The sequence below is a fragment of the Tardiphaga sp. genome, from assembly GCF_025356345.1.
GTDB lineage: Bacteria > Pseudomonadota > Alphaproteobacteria > Rhizobiales > Xanthobacteraceae > Tardiphaga.
Map to the genome: position 1 here is coordinate 1 of NZ_JANXTC010000379.1, position 17,803 is coordinate 17,803.

17 protein-coding genes are annotated in these 17,803 nt (G+C 61.8%); 6 read left to right on the plus strand and 11 right to left on the minus strand.

Annotation, left to right across the window (positions count from 1 at the left end; genetic code table 11):
- The 10 genes from Q0S16_RS22945 to Q0S16_RS22990 form a co-directional block, all read right to left on the minus strand.
- Nucleotides 1-805 (minus strand): Rieske 2Fe-2S domain-containing protein (locus Q0S16_RS22945; RefSeq protein ID WP_295853618.1); only part of this gene is annotated, 805 nt, incomplete at its 3' end.
- Between the two features lie 15 nt (nt 806-820).
- Nucleotides 821-2,182: an amidohydrolase family protein gene (locus Q0S16_RS22950; RefSeq protein WP_295853620.1), complete on the minus strand. Its 1,362-nt coding sequence runs from the start codon at nt 2,180-2,182 to the stop codon at nt 821-823.
- Complete coding sequence (locus tag Q0S16_RS22955) at nt 2,179-2,979, minus strand: ABC transporter permease (RefSeq protein WP_295853625.1); 801 nt, start codon at nt 2,977-2,979, stop codon at nt 2,179-2,181. Before Q0S16_RS22955 ends, Q0S16_RS22950 begins: the two co-directional genes overlap by 4 nt.
- Nucleotides 2,976-3,824, minus strand: a complete 849-nt coding sequence (locus tag Q0S16_RS22960) for an ABC transporter ATP-binding protein (protein ID WP_295853627.1) — start codon at nt 3,822-3,824, stop codon at nt 2,976-2,978. The genes Q0S16_RS22955 and Q0S16_RS22960 overlap by 4 nt, the downstream gene beginning before the upstream one ends.
- Before the next feature lie 8 nt (nt 3,825-3,832).
- Nucleotides 3,833-4,828, minus strand: a complete 996-nt coding sequence (locus Q0S16_RS22965) for an ABC transporter substrate-binding protein (protein WP_295853629.1) — start codon at nt 4,826-4,828, stop codon at nt 3,833-3,835.
- Between the two features lie 331 nt (nt 4,829-5,159).
- Entirely contained in the window at nt 5,160-5,744 is a 585-nt protein-coding gene (locus Q0S16_RS22970; protein ID WP_295853631.1) for an NAD(P)H-dependent oxidoreductase, read from the minus strand.
- The gene (locus tag Q0S16_RS22975; protein ID WP_295853633.1) at nt 5,745-7,100 is read right to left on the minus strand and encodes an FAD-binding oxidoreductase; all 1,356 of its coding nucleotides are present in this window, start codon (nt 7,098-7,100) and stop codon (nt 5,745-5,747) included.
- Entirely contained in the window at nt 7,097-7,927 is an 831-nt protein-coding gene (locus tag Q0S16_RS22980; protein ID WP_295853637.1) for an isochorismatase family cysteine hydrolase, read from the minus strand. The genes Q0S16_RS22975 and Q0S16_RS22980 overlap by 4 nt, the downstream gene beginning before the upstream one ends.
- 3 nt (nt 7,928-7,930) lie before the next feature.
- Nucleotides 7,931-8,350, minus strand: a complete 420-nt coding sequence (locus tag Q0S16_RS22985) for a cupin domain-containing protein (protein ID WP_295853640.1) — start codon at nt 8,348-8,350, stop codon at nt 7,931-7,933.
- A 15-nt stretch (nt 8,351-8,365) separates the two neighbouring features.
- Nucleotides 8,366-9,184, minus strand: coding sequence for a creatininase family protein (locus Q0S16_RS22990; RefSeq protein WP_295853643.1), 819 nt, complete (start codon nt 9,182-9,184; stop codon nt 8,366-8,368).
- 152 nt (nt 9,185-9,336) lie between these two features.
- Between Q0S16_RS22990 and Q0S16_RS22995 the strand changes: the two genes are divergently transcribed.
- Entirely contained in the window at nt 9,337-10,242 is a 906-nt protein-coding gene (locus Q0S16_RS22995) for a LysR family transcriptional regulator (protein ID WP_295853645.1), read from the plus strand.
- Between the two features lie 525 nt (nt 10,243-10,767).
- On the opposite strand, the gene Q0S16_RS23000 is transcribed toward Q0S16_RS22995, so the two are convergent.
- Entirely contained in the window at nt 10,768-11,676 is a 909-nt protein-coding gene (locus tag Q0S16_RS23000; protein WP_295853647.1) for a LysR substrate-binding domain-containing protein, read from the minus strand.
- A gap of 122 nt (nt 11,677-11,798) precedes the next feature.
- On the opposite strand from Q0S16_RS23000, the gene Q0S16_RS23005 reads away from it, so the two are divergent.
- From Q0S16_RS23005 to Q0S16_RS23025, 5 genes are all read left to right on the plus strand, one after another.
- Entirely contained in the window at nt 11,799-12,917 is a 1,119-nt protein-coding gene (locus Q0S16_RS23005; RefSeq protein ID WP_295853650.1) for a mandelate racemase/muconate lactonizing enzyme family protein, read from the plus strand.
- Nucleotides 12,917-13,999 carry a mandelate racemase/muconate lactonizing enzyme family protein gene (locus tag Q0S16_RS23010; protein WP_295853653.1) on the plus strand — a complete coding sequence of 361 codons (1,083 nt, stop codon included), beginning with the start codon at nt 12,917-12,919 and terminating at the stop codon, nt 13,997-13,999. The genes Q0S16_RS23005 and Q0S16_RS23010 overlap by 1 nt, the downstream gene beginning before the upstream one ends.
- Before the next feature lie 53 nt (nt 14,000-14,052).
- On the plus strand, nt 14,053-15,249 hold the full coding sequence (locus tag Q0S16_RS23015) for an ABC transporter substrate-binding protein (protein ID WP_295853658.1): 1,197 nt from the start codon (nt 14,053-14,055) through the stop codon (nt 15,247-15,249).
- An 81-nt stretch (nt 15,250-15,330) separates the two neighbouring features.
- Complete coding sequence (locus Q0S16_RS23020; protein WP_295853660.1) at nt 15,331-16,188, plus strand: branched-chain amino acid ABC transporter permease; 858 nt, start codon at nt 15,331-15,333, stop codon at nt 16,186-16,188.
- Nucleotides 16,188-17,803 (plus strand): ATP-binding cassette domain-containing protein (locus Q0S16_RS23025; RefSeq protein WP_295853663.1); only part of this gene is annotated, 1,616 nt, incomplete at its 3' end. The genes Q0S16_RS23020 and Q0S16_RS23025, both read left to right, overlap by 1 nt.

The window sequence follows — 17,803 nt, forward strand, 5'->3', positions numbered from 1 at the left end:
CTTCGGTGTCGTTACGAAACAGCAGCTGCACGACCTGGATCTGGCTGTCGGAGATGGGCGTCGCGCAATTAAAGATGATGTGCTGGATCCCCGACGGATAGGTCATGTCGAGCCGGCGGCAGAACGGCATATACCACTTATTGTGCATGATGCGTTTGGTCGTTGGATCGCTGCTCCCGGTGATCCGGATCGCGTTTGGCGGGTTTCTGACGGTGACGATGGTCTCAGCCTCGAATCCGTAATCGGTCTCGGTGATCTCATACTTCTCGGGTTTGGGCTGGTTGATGTCGCCGAACGTGCCCTTGTGGACAAAGGCGAAATGGGCGTTGTCGAAGGAGTTCTCCATCAGCCGCAGCGCGGACGTATTCCACTTGTCGTAGAATTGATGAATCAGACGATAGCCCGGGTCGATAGCCTCCGGGATCTCGGGAATGTCGCTGAGTGGTTCGTCGAGCGCTACCCAGACATAACCGTAGCGAGTCTGTGAGCGGAACGAGCGTGCCTTCGCGTCAGGGATCGGTTGCTCGAACGGAAATTGTGGAATCATCACCAGCTTGCCGTCGCGGTCATATTCCCAGCCGTGATAGCCGCAGACGATATTGCCGTCCTTGCACCAGCCTTTCGACAGCTTGGCGGTGCGATGGCAGCAGCGGTCCTCGAGCGCCGCCGGTTCGCCCTTGCCGTCAAGAAACAGCACGATCGGCTCGCCGAGCAGGGTAAACGGCTTCGGGCCATCCCGGAGCATCTCGAGTGGCATGATGGCGTACCAGAAGCGGCGCAGAACGGGCTGTTGGGTGTTGAGCATGGAGGTCTCCCTGGGTCAGGCTGTCATTCGGGCGATCACATGCGCCGCATCGGATCGAAGCTTGGCAATGTCGAAGCCGGGAATCGTACCGCGGTCGACCACGATCCGACCGCCAACCAGCAATGCGCGCACGCTGGCAGCGCCACCGCATGTCACCGGCGAAATCAACGGATCATGCATGCCGAAATGTCGGGGCTGATCGAGATCGAAGATCGCGATATCAGCCTGCTGGCCCGGCGCCAGCGTACCGGTTTGCGGCAGGCCGAGCACCCGGGCGCCGCCCGCCGTGGCCCAGTGCACGACGTCTTCCGCGGTGACCGCGTCGGCGCCTTTGACCGCGCGGTGGGTGTGCCAGCAACTGTGCATCTCGCTGATCATGTCGGCGGCTTCGTTCGACGCCGCGCCGTCGACACCGAGCGACACCGCGCCGCCCAATCGGGCCATCGCGTCCGCCGGGGCGACGCCGGAGCCGAGCCGGCAATTCGACTGTGGACAATGCGCCATGCCGGTACCGGTTTCGGCCAGTATCCTGACCTCGTCGGCGTCCAGATGTACCAGATGCGCGTACCAGATATCCGGGCCGAGCCAGTCGTGATCCGCCAGCCAGTGCACCGGGCGCTTGCCGTGCACCGACAGGCAGAAATCCACATAGTCGGTACTTTCGGACAGATGGCTGTGAAGCCGGAGCTTCATGCGGCGCGAGGCGGCGATCACTTCCTTCAACTCGCCCGGGTCCAGCGACCAGGTCGGCGTGGTCGGTGCCAGCACCACCTGGCACAGGCTGCCGGGCGAGGAATCGTGAAACCGTTGCGCGCAGGACTCGACCGATTTCAGCATGTGGTCGAGCGATTCGGTCGGCACCGGCACGAATCCGGCGGTGTCGAAATGGCGGGCCCTGGTGGCGCCACCGCGGCAGAACACCAGCCGGATTCCCAGTTCGCGGGCAACGTCGAAAATCACCTGCGCCGGGTCGAAACGGAAGGTGTCGCTGAACAGGTAATGGTGGTCGGCGATCGTGGTGGTGCCCGACAACAACATTTCGGTGAGGCCGATACGCGCGGCCACGGCGAGCGCTTCTTCGTCGATCTTCGCCCAATAGCAATGCGGGACCTCGCGCAGCCATCCGGCCAGCGGCAGATTGATTCCGGCGCGGACGCCCTTCATCACGCTCTGGAACAGATGATGATGGGTCGAAATCAGGCCGGGATAGATCACACAACCACTGACGTCGAGCCGGCGTTCGCCCTCCTCCGGCGGCATGTCCCCGATCGCGGCAATGACGCCGTCGCGAATCCGGATCGACCCGCTGGTCCGCATCGCGGCCCCCGCATGGCCGGTGAAGATGCCGACGGCGTTCTCGATCAGCAATGATGTCAACGCTCGACCCCCATCTCGCTCTCATGCCAATTCGAGAGCGCCAGCTTCGACAGCGCGCTCATCGCCGCGAACAGGGCGACGCCCGTCAGAGTAATCAGGACGAGGGCTGCGAACATGCGCGGAATATCGAGCGTGAAGCCAGCATCCAGAATCTCGTAAGCGAGGCCCGACGCGCGACCGCCCGTGCCGGCGACGAATTCCGCGACCACGGCGCCGATCAGCGCCAGGCCGCTCGAAATCCGCAGCCCGCCGAAAAAATACGGCAGCGCGCCCGGGATTTTCAATTTGACCAGAGTCTTGAAACGCCCGGCCCGGTTCATCCTGAAATAATTGGCAAGCCCCGGATCGACGCTGCGCAAACCCAGAGTCGTGTTGGCAATGATTGGGAACAGCGCCACCAACGTGGCGCAGATGGTCAGCGAGAGCTGGGTATTCTTCACGAGAATGATGATCAGCGGCGCGATCGCCACGACCGGCGTGACCTGTAGCAGCACCGCGTAGGGAAACAGGCTGACCTCGATCGCCCGGTTCTGCACGAACATGAACGCGATCAGCGTGCCCAGCACGACCGCCGCGGCGAAGGCCTGCAAGGTGACGCGCACCGTGACCCCGAGCGCGCGCAGCAGCGACGGCCAGTGCTGCCAGAGACTGAGAGCGATGTCGCTGGGCTTCGGAAACAGATAGACGGGCACCGCGGCGAAACGACACCCGCCCTCCCACAGGCCGACAAGTACGATGCCCACCGCCAACGGCGCAGCGATCTGGACGAAAGCTTCTGACTGCAGCAGCGGCTTCATGTGACGGCTCCCGGCAAGGAGGCTTCGGCGAGCCAGCTGGACAATTCGCGGCAATAGGCGGCAAAGCGTGGGCTGTCGCGAAAACTTTCGTCGCGCGGTTGCGGTTCGTCGATCGTCATGGCGCGGAAAATCCGGCCCGGGTTGGACGCCATGACCACGATCCGGGTCGACAAGAAAACCGCCTCATAAATCGAATGGGTGACAAACACCGTCGTCAGCTTGCGTTCCCACCATAGCCGTACCAGATCGCTGTCCAGCCTGTTGCGGGTGAACTCGTCGAGCGCGCCGAACGGCTCATCCATCAGCAACAGGTTGGGATGGGTGGCGAGCGCGCGGGCGATCGATACCCGCATCTTCATGCCGCCCGATAATTGTCGGGGGTAATGGCTGGCAAAGGCCGACAGCCCGACGCGATCGATCGCCTCGGTGACGGCCTCGGCCGCCTTCGCCTTCGTCGTATTGGCGAGTTCGAGCGGCAGCCTTACATTGGCGTCCACCCGCGCCCAAGGCATCAGCGTCGGCTCCTGGAATACGAACGCAAAGCGCCGGCCGGCCTGCCCGACGCGACTGAAATCGCCGCGCCACCACAATAGTCTGCCGTCCGACGGCTCGATCAGATTGGCAATCAGCTTCAACAGCGTGCTCTTGCCGCAGCCAGACGGTCCGATCAGCGTCAGGAACTCGCCATCGGCGATCGTCAGGTCAATCGGCGACAGACCGCGCGCGCCGTTGGCGAACACCTTGTCCGCCGACAGCACCTCGACGGCGGGCGGCCTGTCCTGCGCCACCAAGGTCGGATGCTTGTCGCTGTCATCGACCGGCTCGCTGCGCGAAAGGGCGATCATGGCAGCTCCTATTGAACGCCGATCCTGAGGTCCTTGACGAAACTGGTGTTGACGGCCTTGGTCCAGTCGGTCTTCGGGTCGAGCAGTTCGGCCGCGACGAGGAAGTCATAGATCTTCTTGTAGCGATCGGTCGTAATCACGCCGATGCCCTGGGTCGCGGCGTCTCCGCCGATCAGCGCCTTGGTTTCGGCTAGTCTTTCGAGCGCAAAGGAGATCTGCGCGTCGGTCATTTTCGGATTGTCGATCTTGATCAGCGCATTGCCCGGCGCCGGATTCCTGACGTAGTCCCGCCAGCCTTCCAGCGAGGCCTTGACGAAACGCGCCACCACGTCGGGCTTCTCGGCGATCATCTTCTCGGTGGTGACAATGGTCGAGCCATAGGGCGGATAGCCACCATCGGCGAGCAGAAAGAACTTCACTTTCTCATTCTGCTGCTGCGCCTGGAACGGCTCCGACGACAGATAGGCCTGCTGCGACACGTCCTTGTCGGCAAAGAACGGCTGAAGGTTGAACGTGTAGGGCCGGATCTGGTCGTCAGTGAAGCCATATTTAGTACGTAGCCAGGGCCAAAACGTCAGCCGCGATGAGCCGGCAATCAGGACCGGCTTGCCTCTCAGGCTGCCGAGATCGGCGACATTGTCATGCGCCATGATGCCCTGCAGATCGAACTGGAAAGAGGAGGCCACGGTGACAAATGGAAGATTTTGTTCCCGCCCTTTCAGCACCTGGATATCGTAGCCCATCATGAAATCGGTATCGCCCGCCAACAGCAGTTGCGAGCCATTGACCTGCGGTCCTCCCATCCGGACGGTGACGTCGAGGCCGGCTTTCTCGTAAAGCCCGGTCGCCTTGGCCTGATAGAAGCCGCCATGCTCCGCCTGGGCAAACCAGCTGGTAAGAATAGTGACCTTGTCGGCTGCACAGCTTGGCGCAAACGAGCCGAAAAGCGCGGCAGTGGCGACTATCGTGAGGGCAGTCAGTCGTGGCAACAATGTCATCATCATGGATGCGATCCCGTTTTCCGGCCGGCGCAGCGCCAGCTTCGTAGAGCGAGGTGGATGTGCGGTCGTTTGACGATACCTGAGCAGTTTCTTTGCAAGCCTTGTGCCCAGGATGCACAACGTCGCCGTTCGTCGGAAGCATTTAGATTCGGGGCATCCGTTGCCTTCAAGGCAACAACCTCGGCTTGGCAAGCTGCGAGACGCGCCCGGTTCGCTCGACCTTTGCTTGAGCCGAAGCAAACCCATCGATCTTTCCACAGACCGACTCCAAGCAATTGCCGCGGCGAAGGGGTGACGGAAAATCCTGCCTGCCTCGCTTGATTGCGGGAAAGTATCAAAGCCGCGCCATTTCCCGCCGCACGGTGGTGATGAACCGGCAGCGCCGGTCAAGTGTCGCGGTGTTCATGTGATAGATCGCATGATAGCGCACTTTGGCTCGCCATCCGGTGAACCATGGCAGATAGCGCTTGATGATCTTGCGCGGCGGGTCCGCCATGCCGATCGCCTGCCAGCGCGGGCGGCCATAGCTGGCAATACCACGAATATGCCTGATATGAGTCAGTAACGGTTTGGCGTGACCGGGATCGGACAAATCCATGGCGATCCCCGGCCCGAACAGATGGTCAAACCATCCCTTCAGCATCGCCGGTGGTCCGAACGACCAGGTCGGAAACTGCACAATCAGAGCCTCAGCCGCCATCAAGCGGTCGACATGGGCCTGATTGTTAGCGCGATTTTTCGCGGGATCATGATAGTCGCGCCGCTGCCCGGCACTGAGCACGGGATCGAAACCCTCTGCGTAGAGATCGAGCAGATCGACCGCGTGGCCCGCCTGCCGCAATCCGCCCAGCGCCTCGTGGCGGATCGCGGCGTGAAAACTGCCTTCCAGCGGATGGCAGTAGACATAGAGCACGCGCATTCAGCGGCTCCGTCCCACGAAGCTGCGCATCTTGCCGGGGTTGAGCAGGCCGTAAGGGTCTATCTCATGCTTGAAGCCGAGCTGATCCGCATCAACACGCTTGTAGCGGCTGCCATCCTCCACTGTATAGACATGGGGATTAGCGATAGAGACCTCGCTTTCCTCATGCCGCCGGATGATCTCATTGAGCCGCGCGGCGTCCGTGAAGCGCACGACCGGCAAGCCGCTGCAGGTCACATGACCGTTGAACCGGATGAATTCGAGATGCTGCAGCACCTCGTCGGGAAACATCTGGCGCATGTCGTCAACCTTCTGTAACAGACGGTCGTGCGGATAGAGGCACTGCAGATAGGTCACGCTGCGATCGGCCTTCAACACCTGAAGCGTCGTATGATTCCAGGTGTATTCGTAAAGTGGTACCTGGCCTGGACTGTCGTCCGTCGCCGTCTCCAGCGTGATCTCGCCACGGCTGCCGAGCAGGTTCTTGAAGCTTTCCAGCGAAGGTTCGGCGATCATTGCAATCAGGATGCTCTTGCCGTCCGGGCAATACGTCTTCAACGCGCCGAAATAAGACGGCAGCGGCCAGGTCACCGGCGACAGCAGCTTCTTGACGATGCCATCGGCGAGCGCCACCTCGTAACCGAACTCTACCGCTTCCATGAAACTGTCGAACACCACAACCACATCGATCCAACGCCAGGCCGGCGCCAGCGGCATCTCCAGCGCGGTGATGATCCCGGTGGTGCCATAGGCGCGATTGACCTTCTGCGCCGCGTCGCCGCGCAGTTCGATGATGCGCGGCGTTTCCTCCATGGTCACGACGCGCGCCGCCAGGATATTGCCAGGCTCGCGCAGCCCGCCGTAATTGACCGAGCCGATGCCGCCGGAGCCACCGGCGACGAAACCGCCGATGGTCGCGGTGCGCTTGGTGGAGGGGTGCATCCGCAATTCCCAGCCGCTGGCTTGCAACTCGGCATCGATAGCATTCATTTTAGCGCCGACGCCGACCCGAATTACACCGGGTTTGACCCATTCGATCGCCGAGAGTTCGGTGATGTCGAGCAGCACGCCGCCCGCCAATGGAACGGCCTGTCCGTAATTGCCTGTACCACCGGCGCGCACCGTCAGCGGCACGCGATGGCGAGCGCAGGCCGCGGCCACCCTGACCACGTCCACCTCGTCCCGGGGTATCACCAAAACCTCGGCCGACTTGCCGCTAAGCTGCTCGTTGAGGATCGGGCTGTACCAGAAGAAATCGCGCGACCGCCGCCGCACCACCTTGATGTCGGTGACCGTCGGCACATCGCCCCAGTCAACAATCAGCGCCTCGAGCGCATGCGGCGCGAGTTCGGTCATCGTGTCCCCCCGAGTTCATATGGCTTGTTGCCCTCGACCGCCGCCAGCACAGCGGAGGACTGCGTCACGAAGCCGAAACACTGCTGCACATTGTACAGCGTTGCCTCCATGCAATAGTCAGGCGAAGTCGTCGCCGTGCAGTCGCTGACCAGCAAGCAGTCATAGCCGCGGAAGTTGGCATCCTGCAGCGTGCAAAGCACGCATTGATCGGCATTGACGCCAGCGAACAACAGCGTAGTGATACCAAGATTGCGCAGGATGCTGTCGAGCTCGGTGTCCTGGAAACCGGACATCCTGTATTTGGACACAAGGATGTCAGACGGTTCCGGAGAAAGTTCGTCAACGATCGCTGCCGACCAGCTTTCTCGCTCCAGCACCCTGGCGCCGGAGCCCGGCAGTGGATCGCCGAGGCCGACGCCTTCGCCGGTTGGCTTGTAGACATGCAGCAAGGCGGGGCTGAGATTGAGCAGGTCGGGACGATTACCCCAGTTCAACCACACCACCGGTACGTCGACCGCGCGGAGCGCCGGTAGTATCCGCCGCAGCGACGGGATAGGCAGGCGCAGAGGGGTGACGTCGACACCGATATGCCCCAGCCAGCCCCGCGGGTGGCAGAAATCATTCTGCATGTCGACGACGATGATCGCGGTGCGCGCGAGATCAATCGTGACAATCTTATCCTGGGCCTGCACGCTTGCCGCACGCGGCGGCACTGATGAGCGAACCAGATTGGCGTGTGACGATGAGACCGACCAGCTGTTGCGCGCGCTCGATCCGAGCGGGATCAAGACCGGGTCCGGCGTCTCGCAGGCGAGCATGTCGGTCATCGGCTATCCGCCCCGCAGCACGCGGATGTCGTCGGCATCGAGCTCGACGCGTTCGCCGCCGCGGATCAACTCGGCAAAACCTTCGTTGGGTGTCATCACCGTCAGCGTGTACAGCTTGTCGGCACCGGTGTTCTCGATCACATGTTCGGAGCCGGGATGCAGCAGCAGTGAATCGCCCTTCTTGATCGGCAGCGTCTTGCCGTCGCAACGGGCGACCCCCACGCCATGCAGCACATGAAAAAATTCATGAGCCGCGGCGTGCTCGTTCGGCGGGGTGGCACCGCCCGCCTTGAAGATCTCGATGACAAAAATGTTGTCGATGCTGTCGGTGTCCTTGTCGAACAGCATGACGAAGTAATTGGTATCCCCCGGCGCAATCCGGAACGCCTTGGCCTGCGAGATATCGGCAACGCTGAAAGCCATCACGAATTTCCCTGGTTAGGCCTTGCTATAGGCGGTGTCGGTAGCAAGGCGAGTCAGCGGATAGCGGCTGATTTCGTCGATCAGCCGTAAGAGCCGTTCGGCGGCGCGCTCCACCGTCAGCGCGCCCAACTCGGCGGTCGCCCGGCTGGCGTCGCCGCAGGCCCCCTTGGGGTGGAGATCCTGCGCAGCCCAGCCGAAGCCCGCGGGGCCATGCGGACGCAGCACTTCGTTTTCCTCGTAAACGGCAACCGAGAGCGGCACGAAGTTTTCAGCCCGGTCCATCTCGACCAGTTCGGGATGAAGATGCAGCATGACGCTGGTCTCGGCCTGACCGCCATGAATGCCGTGGCGAATTTCCTCGACCGGGTAGATCGCCGCCATATCCATCATCTGCGACCACATCCCCGTCACGGCCAGCATGCCGAACCTGACCCGCAACTCGCGGCAGACGATGTCGCAGATCTGCGGCTGGCCGCCATGCGAATTGAACAACAGGATCTTGCGGATGCCGGCGCGGTACACGCTTTCCCCGATCTCGGTCCAGACCCGGGCAAGGGTTTCGTGCGACAGCGTCAGCGTTCCGGGAAACGCCAGATGCTCGTTGGATTTACCAACCGGCAACATCGGCAGCACCAGCGCCGGGCAATCGGCCGGCATCAGCGCCACAGCGCGCTCCAGAATGCCGGCATTGATCGCGGCATCGACCCTGACCGGCAGGTGTGGACCGTGCTGCTCGATCGCGCCGACCGGCAGGATCGCGACGATGCGCTCGGCATCCAGCGCGGCGAAGTCGGCCGTGGTCAGGTCCCACCACCAGTGCGATTTCAAGACCATACTGGCTGGCTCATGCGGGCTCCCTTGCTGTTCGCGATTGGGACATGACAAACGCCCATGTCAAAGCGCTTTGATTCGCCGCCCGTGTTGCCTTTTGGGCAACATGAATCCATCGTCCGTGACGGCACTCATTTTCCGGGCATCCCCAGACCATGTTGCATTCCAGGCTGCTGACTTACGTCGATGAGGTCGCTCGTACGGGATCGATCCGCCAGGCCGCCAGCCACCTGAACGTCGCCGCATCGGCGATCAGCAGGCAGATCCTGGCGCTGGAAACCCAGCTCGGCACGCCGATCTTCCAGCGCCTGCCGCGCAAGCTGATCCTCACGGCGGCGGGAGAAATTCTGATCGGACATATCCGCCAGACCTTGAAGGAACTGAGCCGGGCGCAGGCCAAGATCGAGGAGTTGAAAGGGCTTCGTCGCGGCGAGATCACGCTGGCGATGATGAGCGGGCTGGCGTCGAATCTGGTGCCCGGTACGGTGAAGCAGTTCCGCACCGCTAACCCGCGCGTCAAATTGGTGCTAACCCTGCTCGCCACCGGCGAAGCGATCCAGACCGCCGTCGCCAGCGGGGAAGCCGATCTTGGCATCGGTTTTGATTTCGCCAAGGACAACAATCTGAAAGTTCTGGCCCGCGCCAACGGTCATCTCGGCGCGGTGATGGCGCCAGATCATCCGCTGGCGAAGCGAGCCAGCATCCGGCTCAGCGACTGCATCGATTACCCGCTCGTGATCGCCGATCGCAGCAGCGCCATCCGGCCCTATCTCGATAGCGCCTTCGCCAAGCTGTCCCTCGACCCACAGCCGGTGATCGAGACCAACGCCATCGAGATCATGCGGCATGCCGCGATCCTCGACAATGGAATCACCTTTCTGACGCCCTTTGACATCGAATTCGAACGGCGCGCCGGGCGGCTGGTCTATGTTCCGGTGCGCGAGCTGTCGCACGACGCACAAACCCTTATCCTCATCGGCCACCAGCGTGGCAGCAGCGCCATCGCCAGCGTGCTCACGGAAATGCTGAAGACCACGATGATGAGCGAGCTGATCTCCTGACAAAAGGCCACCGCATCGTCAGCAGGAAACTTTCATAGCTTTGAAAAACCGGAATGTCGACGAGCACAAGTACACGGCCTTTGTGATTTCAATCGATCGAACCTGGCTGGCCGCAGCTTCAAGTACGGGAATTGCAGTTGCAGCCGTGTCGTCAAGCCGCTTTTCAGCTCTTCACGGCACGGAGCCGTGTCACGCGTCTCAAACAGAAGCGTCTGACATCAAAAAGATAACTAATTATCTGAGCCATAATCTTTCCGGAAGATCTGGAAGTTCGCGCTTCTGCGGGTTCGGCATCGCAAGGCAAGCGCAAACCAGACTTCACGCTTCGAAACATTTGGTTCAAAACACGATACCTGCGTTGCAGAAATCAACCCAAGCGATTCAAGGTTTAATATTAGCGATTCAGAATTCATGAAGTGCGTTGCGTTTTCAAACGGCGTGAAGCAATCGAGCGGATGGGCGGCGCCGACGGCTTATTGCACCGGCTCCATTCCGCCAGTGACGTCGACTTTCAACGCATCCAAGCTAGAGCAATCCCTGGACCTGAAGGGACTTGATCGTACGGCGCATGGTCGCCAGGAACAACCGCGCCGGACGAGACAGCGGCGCGCCGCGCGAAACGAGAACCTGCGCGGTCACCGCAGTACCCGGTGCGAATTTCAGGCAGACGACGCCGTTTTCACGCGCTTCGATCAGCCAAAACGGGTCGATGACCGCGACCCCTGCCCCTGCCCGTGCCAGGGCGCAGGCAACTGAAGACTGGTTGACCTCGATCGCTACCCGGCGCGGCGTCCCTGCCTGTCGGAACGCCTGCTCAACCAATGCGCCGAGCGGCTGGCTCCGGCTGAACGAGATCAGCGGATAAGGCGTGAGATCGCCAGCTTCGACCATGGCAAGGCCAGCCAGCGGATGGGTGGGGCAGACCACAGCGACAAGATCCGCTGTGCACAGTTCTATTGCCCGTGCGTCGTGCTGCGCCAGCGGCGATAGCGCCAGCCCCAGATCCACCTCTTCGCGCACGACGCTCTGGATGACGCTCGGGACATCGGTGGTTTTCACGCTGATCTGGATTCGCGGGCGCGACTTCTGGAACTCGGCAATTGCCGCCGGCAGGATATTGTTGGCAAGCGTTGCGGTCGCAGCAATCTGGATCGAGCCGACATGGGTGTCGCTCATGTCCTCGATCAGGCGTCCGATGCGTTCGATACCGTCAAAGACCCGCTCGAGATCGATCAGCAGGACGCGCGTTTCGGCTGTCGGCTGCAGGCGCCCCTGCTTGCGTAAGAACATCGGAAAGCCTGCCTCACGCGAACATTCGCGCAGCATCATACTGACCGCCGGTTGGGAGATTCCAAGCGCTTGCGCTGCGGAAGTGACAGACCCAAACGACGCGACGGTGTGGATTATCTGCAATTGACGAATGCTCAAGGACATAAGTCAGTCTTATGCAGAATTAAGCCAGACGCAATTGAGCTTATTCCAATAGAAGCCTAGCTTAGTTCCATGGACGCTGCCCGTGACAAGAGGCATGCGCCTGAGGAAATGCCGGAACTGACATGAAGATCACCGCTGTCGAAACCAGCGTCGTGGCCCTGCCCTTCGACATGGGCGGCCCGAAGCCAGCATTTGCCGGTCGGCCTTGGGACCATTTGGAAATCCTGCTGGTCAAGGTCGAAACCGAAGACGGTCTCGTCGGATGGGGCGAGGCATTTGGCCATGCCGCTATTCCCGCCACCAAGGCGGCCATCGACAGCATTGTTGGGCCTCTGATGATCGGCCGCGATGCGGGCGATATTCAGGGCCTGTCGCGCACCATCCTTCACAACCTGCACCTGCTCGGCCGCAATGGCTCGTTCGTCTACGGCTATTCCGGCATCGAGATCGCATTGTGGGACCTTGCCGGGAAACGGGCCAATCAACCCCTTTATCGGCTGCTCGGCGGCCGCGATCGCGGCCCCATCCCCGGTTATGCGAGCCTGCTTGCCTATAATGACGACGCCATCGCGGCGAAGAACACCGCAGCGGCCTGCGCCAGAGGTTATCGATTCATCAAGCTGCATGAACTGACCCGGTCCGCCGTGCTCGCGTCACAGGCGGTGGCTGGCGATGTGCCGGTCATGATGGACGTCAATTGTGCCTGGTCGCCTCCGGTGGCCCGCGAAATGGCGGCCTCGCTCGCCGGTGATCGGCTGATGTGGCTTGAAGAACCGGTGTGGCCACCCGAGGATGTCGAGGGGCTGGCGAGCGTCCGCGCCTGTGGCATTCCGATCTCGGCCGGCGAGAATGTCGCCGGCCTGTTTGGCTTTAAGACGTTGATCGACGCCGGCGCCATCGACATTGCGCAGCCAAGCGTCACCAAGATCGGCGGCATCGCCGAAATGCTGAAAGTGTTCGACCTCTGCGATGCGCATGGCATCGAGGTCTGCCCCCATAGCCCCTATTTCGGGCCAGGCTTCATCGCGACGTTGCATATCATCCAGGCTCGCATGGAAAGGCCTATGGTCGAGGTGCTCTGGCTGGACATGGAGGCAAACCCCTTCGACCCCTGGGTCAAGGGCGCGAACGGCATGTTTGCGGTGCCTGATGGCCCCGGTCTTGGCGCTGACCCGGATCCGGAAGTCCTGGCCCGCTATCGTGTCGGTGAGATCACTCGCATTGACGGACAGCACCGGTGATGAAAGTCACCAAGGTAGAGACCGAAAACGTCACGCTGACATTGACCAAACCGATTGGCAGTGCACTCGGCGAACTCCGCGATTTCGGCATGGTGCTCGTTACCATCCACACTGACCAGGGCTTGACCGGCGAGAACCTCGTGTTCACGCTGAACAACCGTCGCACCCGGGTGCTGCGCGCCATGGTTGAGGAACTGGCAGACCTGATCATCGGGCAGGATGCGGGCCATATCGCCGGCTTTAACGCGCGCGCCTGGAAGGACATCAACTTCCTGGGCCACAAGGGTGTGACGGTCATGGGCATCTCGGCGCTTGACGGCGCCCTGTGGGACCTCGCCGGGAAGGCCGCCGGGCTGCCGCTTTACCGCATGCTGGGCGGCGCCCAGGATCGCGTACCGGCATATCATTCCGGCGGACTTTGGCTGTCGCTGTCGATCAGCGAATTGCAAGAGGAAGCAGCGCGCTTCATCGCGGAAGGCTTTACCGCCATGAAGATGCGTCTCGGCCATGCAGACCCACGCGACGACATCGCCCGGGTCAAAGCCGTGCGCGAGGCCATTGGGCCGAAGATCAGGCTGATGGCGGATGCCAATCAGGGGCTAAGCGAGCATAAGGCGATCCGGCTCGGACGAATGTTGGAAGAGTTCGACCTCACCTGGTTCGAGGAACCGCTTCCGGCCTGGGATCTCGAAGGACTCGCACGCGTTGCCGCTGCTCTCGACACCCCGATAGCATCAGGCGAGACCGAATATTCCCGCTATGGTTTCCGCCGTATGCTGGAACTGCGCTCGGCTGACATTCTGATGCCCGACTTGCAGCGGGCCGGCGGCGTCAGCGAATTCATGCGCGTGAGCCGCATGGCCGAAGCCCACGATGTCGCGGTGTCGAGCCATCTTTTCCCCGAGACGAGCATCCAGGTGCTGGGCGCGCTCTCCAACGCGATTTTCCTCGAATACATGCCCTGGTTCTCACCGCTCTATAACGAGGAATTAAGCTTCGAGAACGGTTCCGCTGTGGTTCCAGAGCGGCCAGGCTGGGGTTTCACCTTCAACAGAGACTACATCCGCCACCTCAAGGGCTGAAAGCCCGGCAAGCCCGCAGAGACGGGCGGCACAATCACGATCGGGAGGATCACATGGGCATCAATCGACGTCACTTCACATTCGGCTCGGCGGGAGCCATCAGCGTATCGGCGCTCGGGTTTGCCCGTCCGGCGATTGCACAGGCAGAGCCGATCCGTATCGGCTGGCTGGCCGCGCTCACCGGACCAAGCTCGGCGCCCGGCATCGGTTTCAACCGTGGCGTCATCTACGCCGCCGAAGCAATCAATGCCGCAGGTGGCGTCAAGGGCCGCAAGATCGAGATCATCACCCGCGACACCCAGGGCGACCCGACCAAGGCGGTCAACGCGACACAAGAGCTGATTAGCCAAGCCAAGGTCCACGCGATCTGGGGCCCGACCAATTCCGGCGAGTCGCTGGCGGTCACCCCTATCATGGCGCGGGCCAAGATGCCGAACATCCACCCGTGCGTGGTCGATACGCTCATCGACGAACGCCGTTTCCCCAACGCTTTCCGCATCTCGCCGTCCAACGCCCAGTGGGACAACGCCGTGCGCAATTACTGCCTCGCGATCCTCAAGCTAAAGAAGATCGCCGTCATCGGCGACACGACCGGTTATGGCGTCAGCGCGGTGAACGCGTCGGTCGCGGGGTTCAAGAAGGACGGCGCCGATGTGGTCTACCAGGCCAATATCGATGCAACCCAGCCCGATATGACGCCCGACATGCTGCGCGCACGCAATGCTGGCGCCGAGGCCATCGTGGTCTGGAGCGTCTCGACCGGCATGGAAGCTCGCATGATGAACACGCGCGCCGCAATGGGCTGGGATATCCCCTTCGTGGGCCACCCCTCGCTGTCGTCCGGCGAAATCGGCAGCCTCGTCGAAAAGCCTGCCAATTGGGAGAAGGTCTACGCGGTCGGCTATCGCAGTTGCAGCTACGGCGCAGACGGCAAGCTGCCCGCCAAGAACCAGGCTCTGGTCGAACGGCTGGCCGGCAAGGTCAACCTTCAGGATACCCTGCTCTGGTGGGTGGCCTGCGGCATCGACGCAATCGATCTCGTTGCCAAGGCAGTCGAGGTGACCGGCTCGTCCTCCAGCGAGGCCATCATCGGGTACTGGAACGGGCTGACGAAGTACGAAGGCTATTTCGGCAACTACGCCTATAGCCCGACCCAACACAACGGCTATCCCGTCGCTGACGTAGTCATGTCGGCTGCGAGCTCGGCCAAGAACGGCACATTCGCGCTAGCACCGGGCTATTCCGGTTAATCGTGATGCACAAGAACAGCCGGGCTGCCCTCGGGCGGCCCGGATCCTGCGTGCTGCCTCAATTTCCGAAAGAGTTCATTTATGCTGGCATCGATCCTGGCCTCAAGCCTCGCGGTTGGAGCGATCTACGCTCTTATCGGGATCGCCTACAACACGATGTACTCGACCTCGCGGGTCATGAGCTTCACGGCCGGCCAACTCGGCATGCTCGGTGGGGTATTCGGCTCACTGTTCATCCTGCGTTTGGGATTTCCCCCGATCCTCGGCTTCTTCGCGATGGTCGCGTGCTGTGCGCTGATTGGCGTCATTACCGAATTCGTCGCCGTGCGCCCGGTGCTGAAAAGCCTCGATCAGCATCTCTATGTGCTCTCTACCCTCGCCCTTGCACTGATGATCCAGCAGGTTACCGCGATTGAATGGAGCACCGAACCTCAGCCCTTCCCGCGCTTGTTCGGCGCGAGTGGCGGGTTTCTGGAAGAGAAATTCTGGTTTCCGGTCGTCGCATGCGTCGTCACGATCGGCGGGCTCGAGCTGCTCTACCGCAAGACGCTGGTGGGCCGCGCGTTCCTGGCCATCGCCGAGGACAATTTTGCCGCCCGTGCGCTCGGCCTGCCGGAGCGCAACCTCCGCATCGCCAGCTATGCGCTCGCCGGAGCAATCGGCGGCCTTGCAGGCTTTTCTGGCGGGCAATTACTGCTCGCCTTCTTCGCCAATGGCCCATTGCTGAACTTTTACGGCTTCGTACCCGTGGCACTTGGCGGTCTCGGCAACAATCGCGGCGCGGTCATCGGCGGCCTTGCCCTTGGCATCTTCCAGCAAGCGGCCAACTTCCTGGTCGGCGGCATCTTCTCTTCGGTCGCAGTCTTCAGCCTGTTTATTATCGTGCTGCTGATCGTTCCGCAGGGTCTGTTCGGCGGCCATGCTGCAAGGAGGGTCTGATGACCGATCTGAGCGACGCTGCCAACGATGCGCCGTCGGTGAAAACGGGCGGTTTTTCAGCAGCCCTTCAATCCGCTCTGCCGTTCATTAGTTTGTTTGGACTGGCAACGCTCCTTCCGTTGACCGGCAACGAATACTGGGGGCTGATAGCCACCCGCGCAGCGATCTATTGGATGCTGGTGTCGGGCCTCAACCTGATCGTCGGTTATGCCGGCCAGTTGGCTATCGGCTATGTGTCGCTGCTGACGCTTGGCGCTTATACGACCAGCGTCCTTGTCGCGGGCAATGTGATGCCGCCCCTTCCGGTGTTTGCAGCCCTTGGTGTCGCAGGCCTGGTCGGCGCGGTCTTCGGTGTAATCGTCGGTTTGCCGGCGCTTCGGCTGCGTACCTTCTACTTCGCGATGACGACGCTGGGCTTTGCCACCATTGTCACTCAGGTGGCTCTGGCTTGGCAGAGCGTCACCGGCGGCGGCATCGGATTGCCAGGTCCCGAAATGCCCGCGCCTTTCGACAGTGCCTGGGGCTTCTTCTATTTTTGCCTTGGGATTGCGGCACTCAGCACCTGGGTTACCTCGAATATCGCGCATAGCCGGTTTGGCCGCGCCCTAATCGCGGTGCGCGACGCTGACGTTGCGGCCGAAGCGAGCGGCATCTCCAAGGCCCGCCTGCTAGTCGCGGTCTTCATGCTGGCCGGCGCGCTAGCGGCCATGGCGGGAGGCCTGTTTGCCAGCTTGCAGACCTACATCACACCGGATGCCTTCACCTTCGAGCTGTCGCTGCTGTTCTTCATCGCGGTGCTGATAGGCGGCCGTGGCTCGATCCTTGGTCCCCTGATCGGTACGATCGTGCTCACCATCCTTCCGGAGATCGCTGCACCACTCGCAGCGTGGTCGACCTTCCTCTACGCGGGCCTGCTGCTGGTCATCGTGCTTGCGATGCCGGGCGGAATCGCAGCGCTGCTCGACTTCAAAAGCCGCAAGCCGCTGATCTTCGACCGGGCAATCAAGCCGCGCCCTGCGCTGCTAGCGGGCCTGCTAGACCGCGGCGAGGAACGCATCCCGGTGGTGCTCACCGACATCGTGCTGAGCTTCGGTGGCGTGCGCGCAATCGACGGGCTCTCGCTTGCCATAGAACCCGGCAAAGTACATGGCCTCATCGGTCCGAACGGCAGCGGAAAGACCACCACGCTCAACGTGATCTCAGGCTATTATGAACCTGAAAAGGGAAGCGTCACGCTCGGGCCTCCGCTTGAGCCCGGCGCTCCAGAGACCCGGGCCGCCCGCGGCATCGCCCGGACATTCCAGACACCCCGCATCGTTGGAGAGGCTTCGGTCATCGACAATGTTATGATCGGCGCAACCATCCAGGGGACGACAACGTTCATAGAGACCCTCCTGTCGCTGCCCCGCCACCGCGCTGACGAACAACGCCTGACGGCAGCTGCGATGAGCGCGCTTGCCGCCGTTGGGCTCGAAGCACTGTCCGATGTTCGCGCCGACCGCCTCCAGCACAGCGAATTGCGGTTCGTCGAGATCGCCCGCGCGCTGATCCTACGGCCAGCCTTCCTGTTGCTGGATGAACCAGCGGCAGGTTTGTCGGTCGCCGAGATCGAGCG

Coding starts and splice junctions, on each gene's coding strand:
- Q0S16_RS23010 (WP_295853653.1), top strand. CDS start 12,917: ATGAAAGTCACCAAGGTAGAGACCGAAAACGTCACGCTGACATTGACC.
- Q0S16_RS23000 (WP_295853647.1), bottom strand. CDS start 11,676: ATGTCCTTGAGCATTCGTCAATTGCAGATAATCCACACCGTCGCGTCG.
- Q0S16_RS22960 (WP_295853627.1), bottom strand. CDS start 3,824: ATGATCGCCCTTTCGCGCAGCGAGCCGGTCGATGACAGCGACAAGCAT.
- Q0S16_RS22990 (WP_295853643.1), bottom strand. CDS start 9,184: ATGGTCTTGAAATCGCACTGGTGGTGGGACCTGACCACGGCCGACTTC.
- Q0S16_RS22970 (WP_295853631.1), bottom strand. CDS start 5,744: ATGCGCGTGCTCTATGTCTACTGCCATCCGCTGGAAGGCAGTTTTCAC.
- Q0S16_RS22995 (WP_295853645.1), top strand. CDS start 9,337: ATGTTGCATTCCAGGCTGCTGACTTACGTCGATGAGGTCGCTCGTACG.
- Q0S16_RS22955 (WP_295853625.1), bottom strand. CDS start 2,979: ATGAAGCCGCTGCTGCAGTCAGAAGCTTTCGTCCAGATCGCTGCGCCG.
- Q0S16_RS22985 (WP_295853640.1), bottom strand. CDS start 8,350: ATGGCTTTCAGCGTTGCCGATATCTCGCAGGCCAAGGCGTTCCGGATT.
- Q0S16_RS22965 (WP_295853629.1), bottom strand. CDS start 4,828: ATGATGATGACATTGTTGCCACGACTGACTGCCCTCACGATAGTCGCC.
- Q0S16_RS23005 (WP_295853650.1), top strand. CDS start 11,799: ATGAAGATCACCGCTGTCGAAACCAGCGTCGTGGCCCTGCCCTTCGAC.
- Q0S16_RS22980 (WP_295853637.1), bottom strand. CDS start 7,927: ATGACCGACATGCTCGCCTGCGAGACGCCGGACCCGGTCTTGATCCCG.
- Q0S16_RS22975 (WP_295853633.1), bottom strand. CDS start 7,100: ATGACCGAACTCGCGCCGCATGCGCTCGAGGCGCTGATTGTTGACTGG.
- Q0S16_RS23015 (WP_295853658.1), top strand. CDS start 14,053: ATGGGCATCAATCGACGTCACTTCACATTCGGCTCGGCGGGAGCCATC.
- Q0S16_RS23020 (WP_295853660.1), top strand. CDS start 15,331: ATGCTGGCATCGATCCTGGCCTCAAGCCTCGCGGTTGGAGCGATCTAC.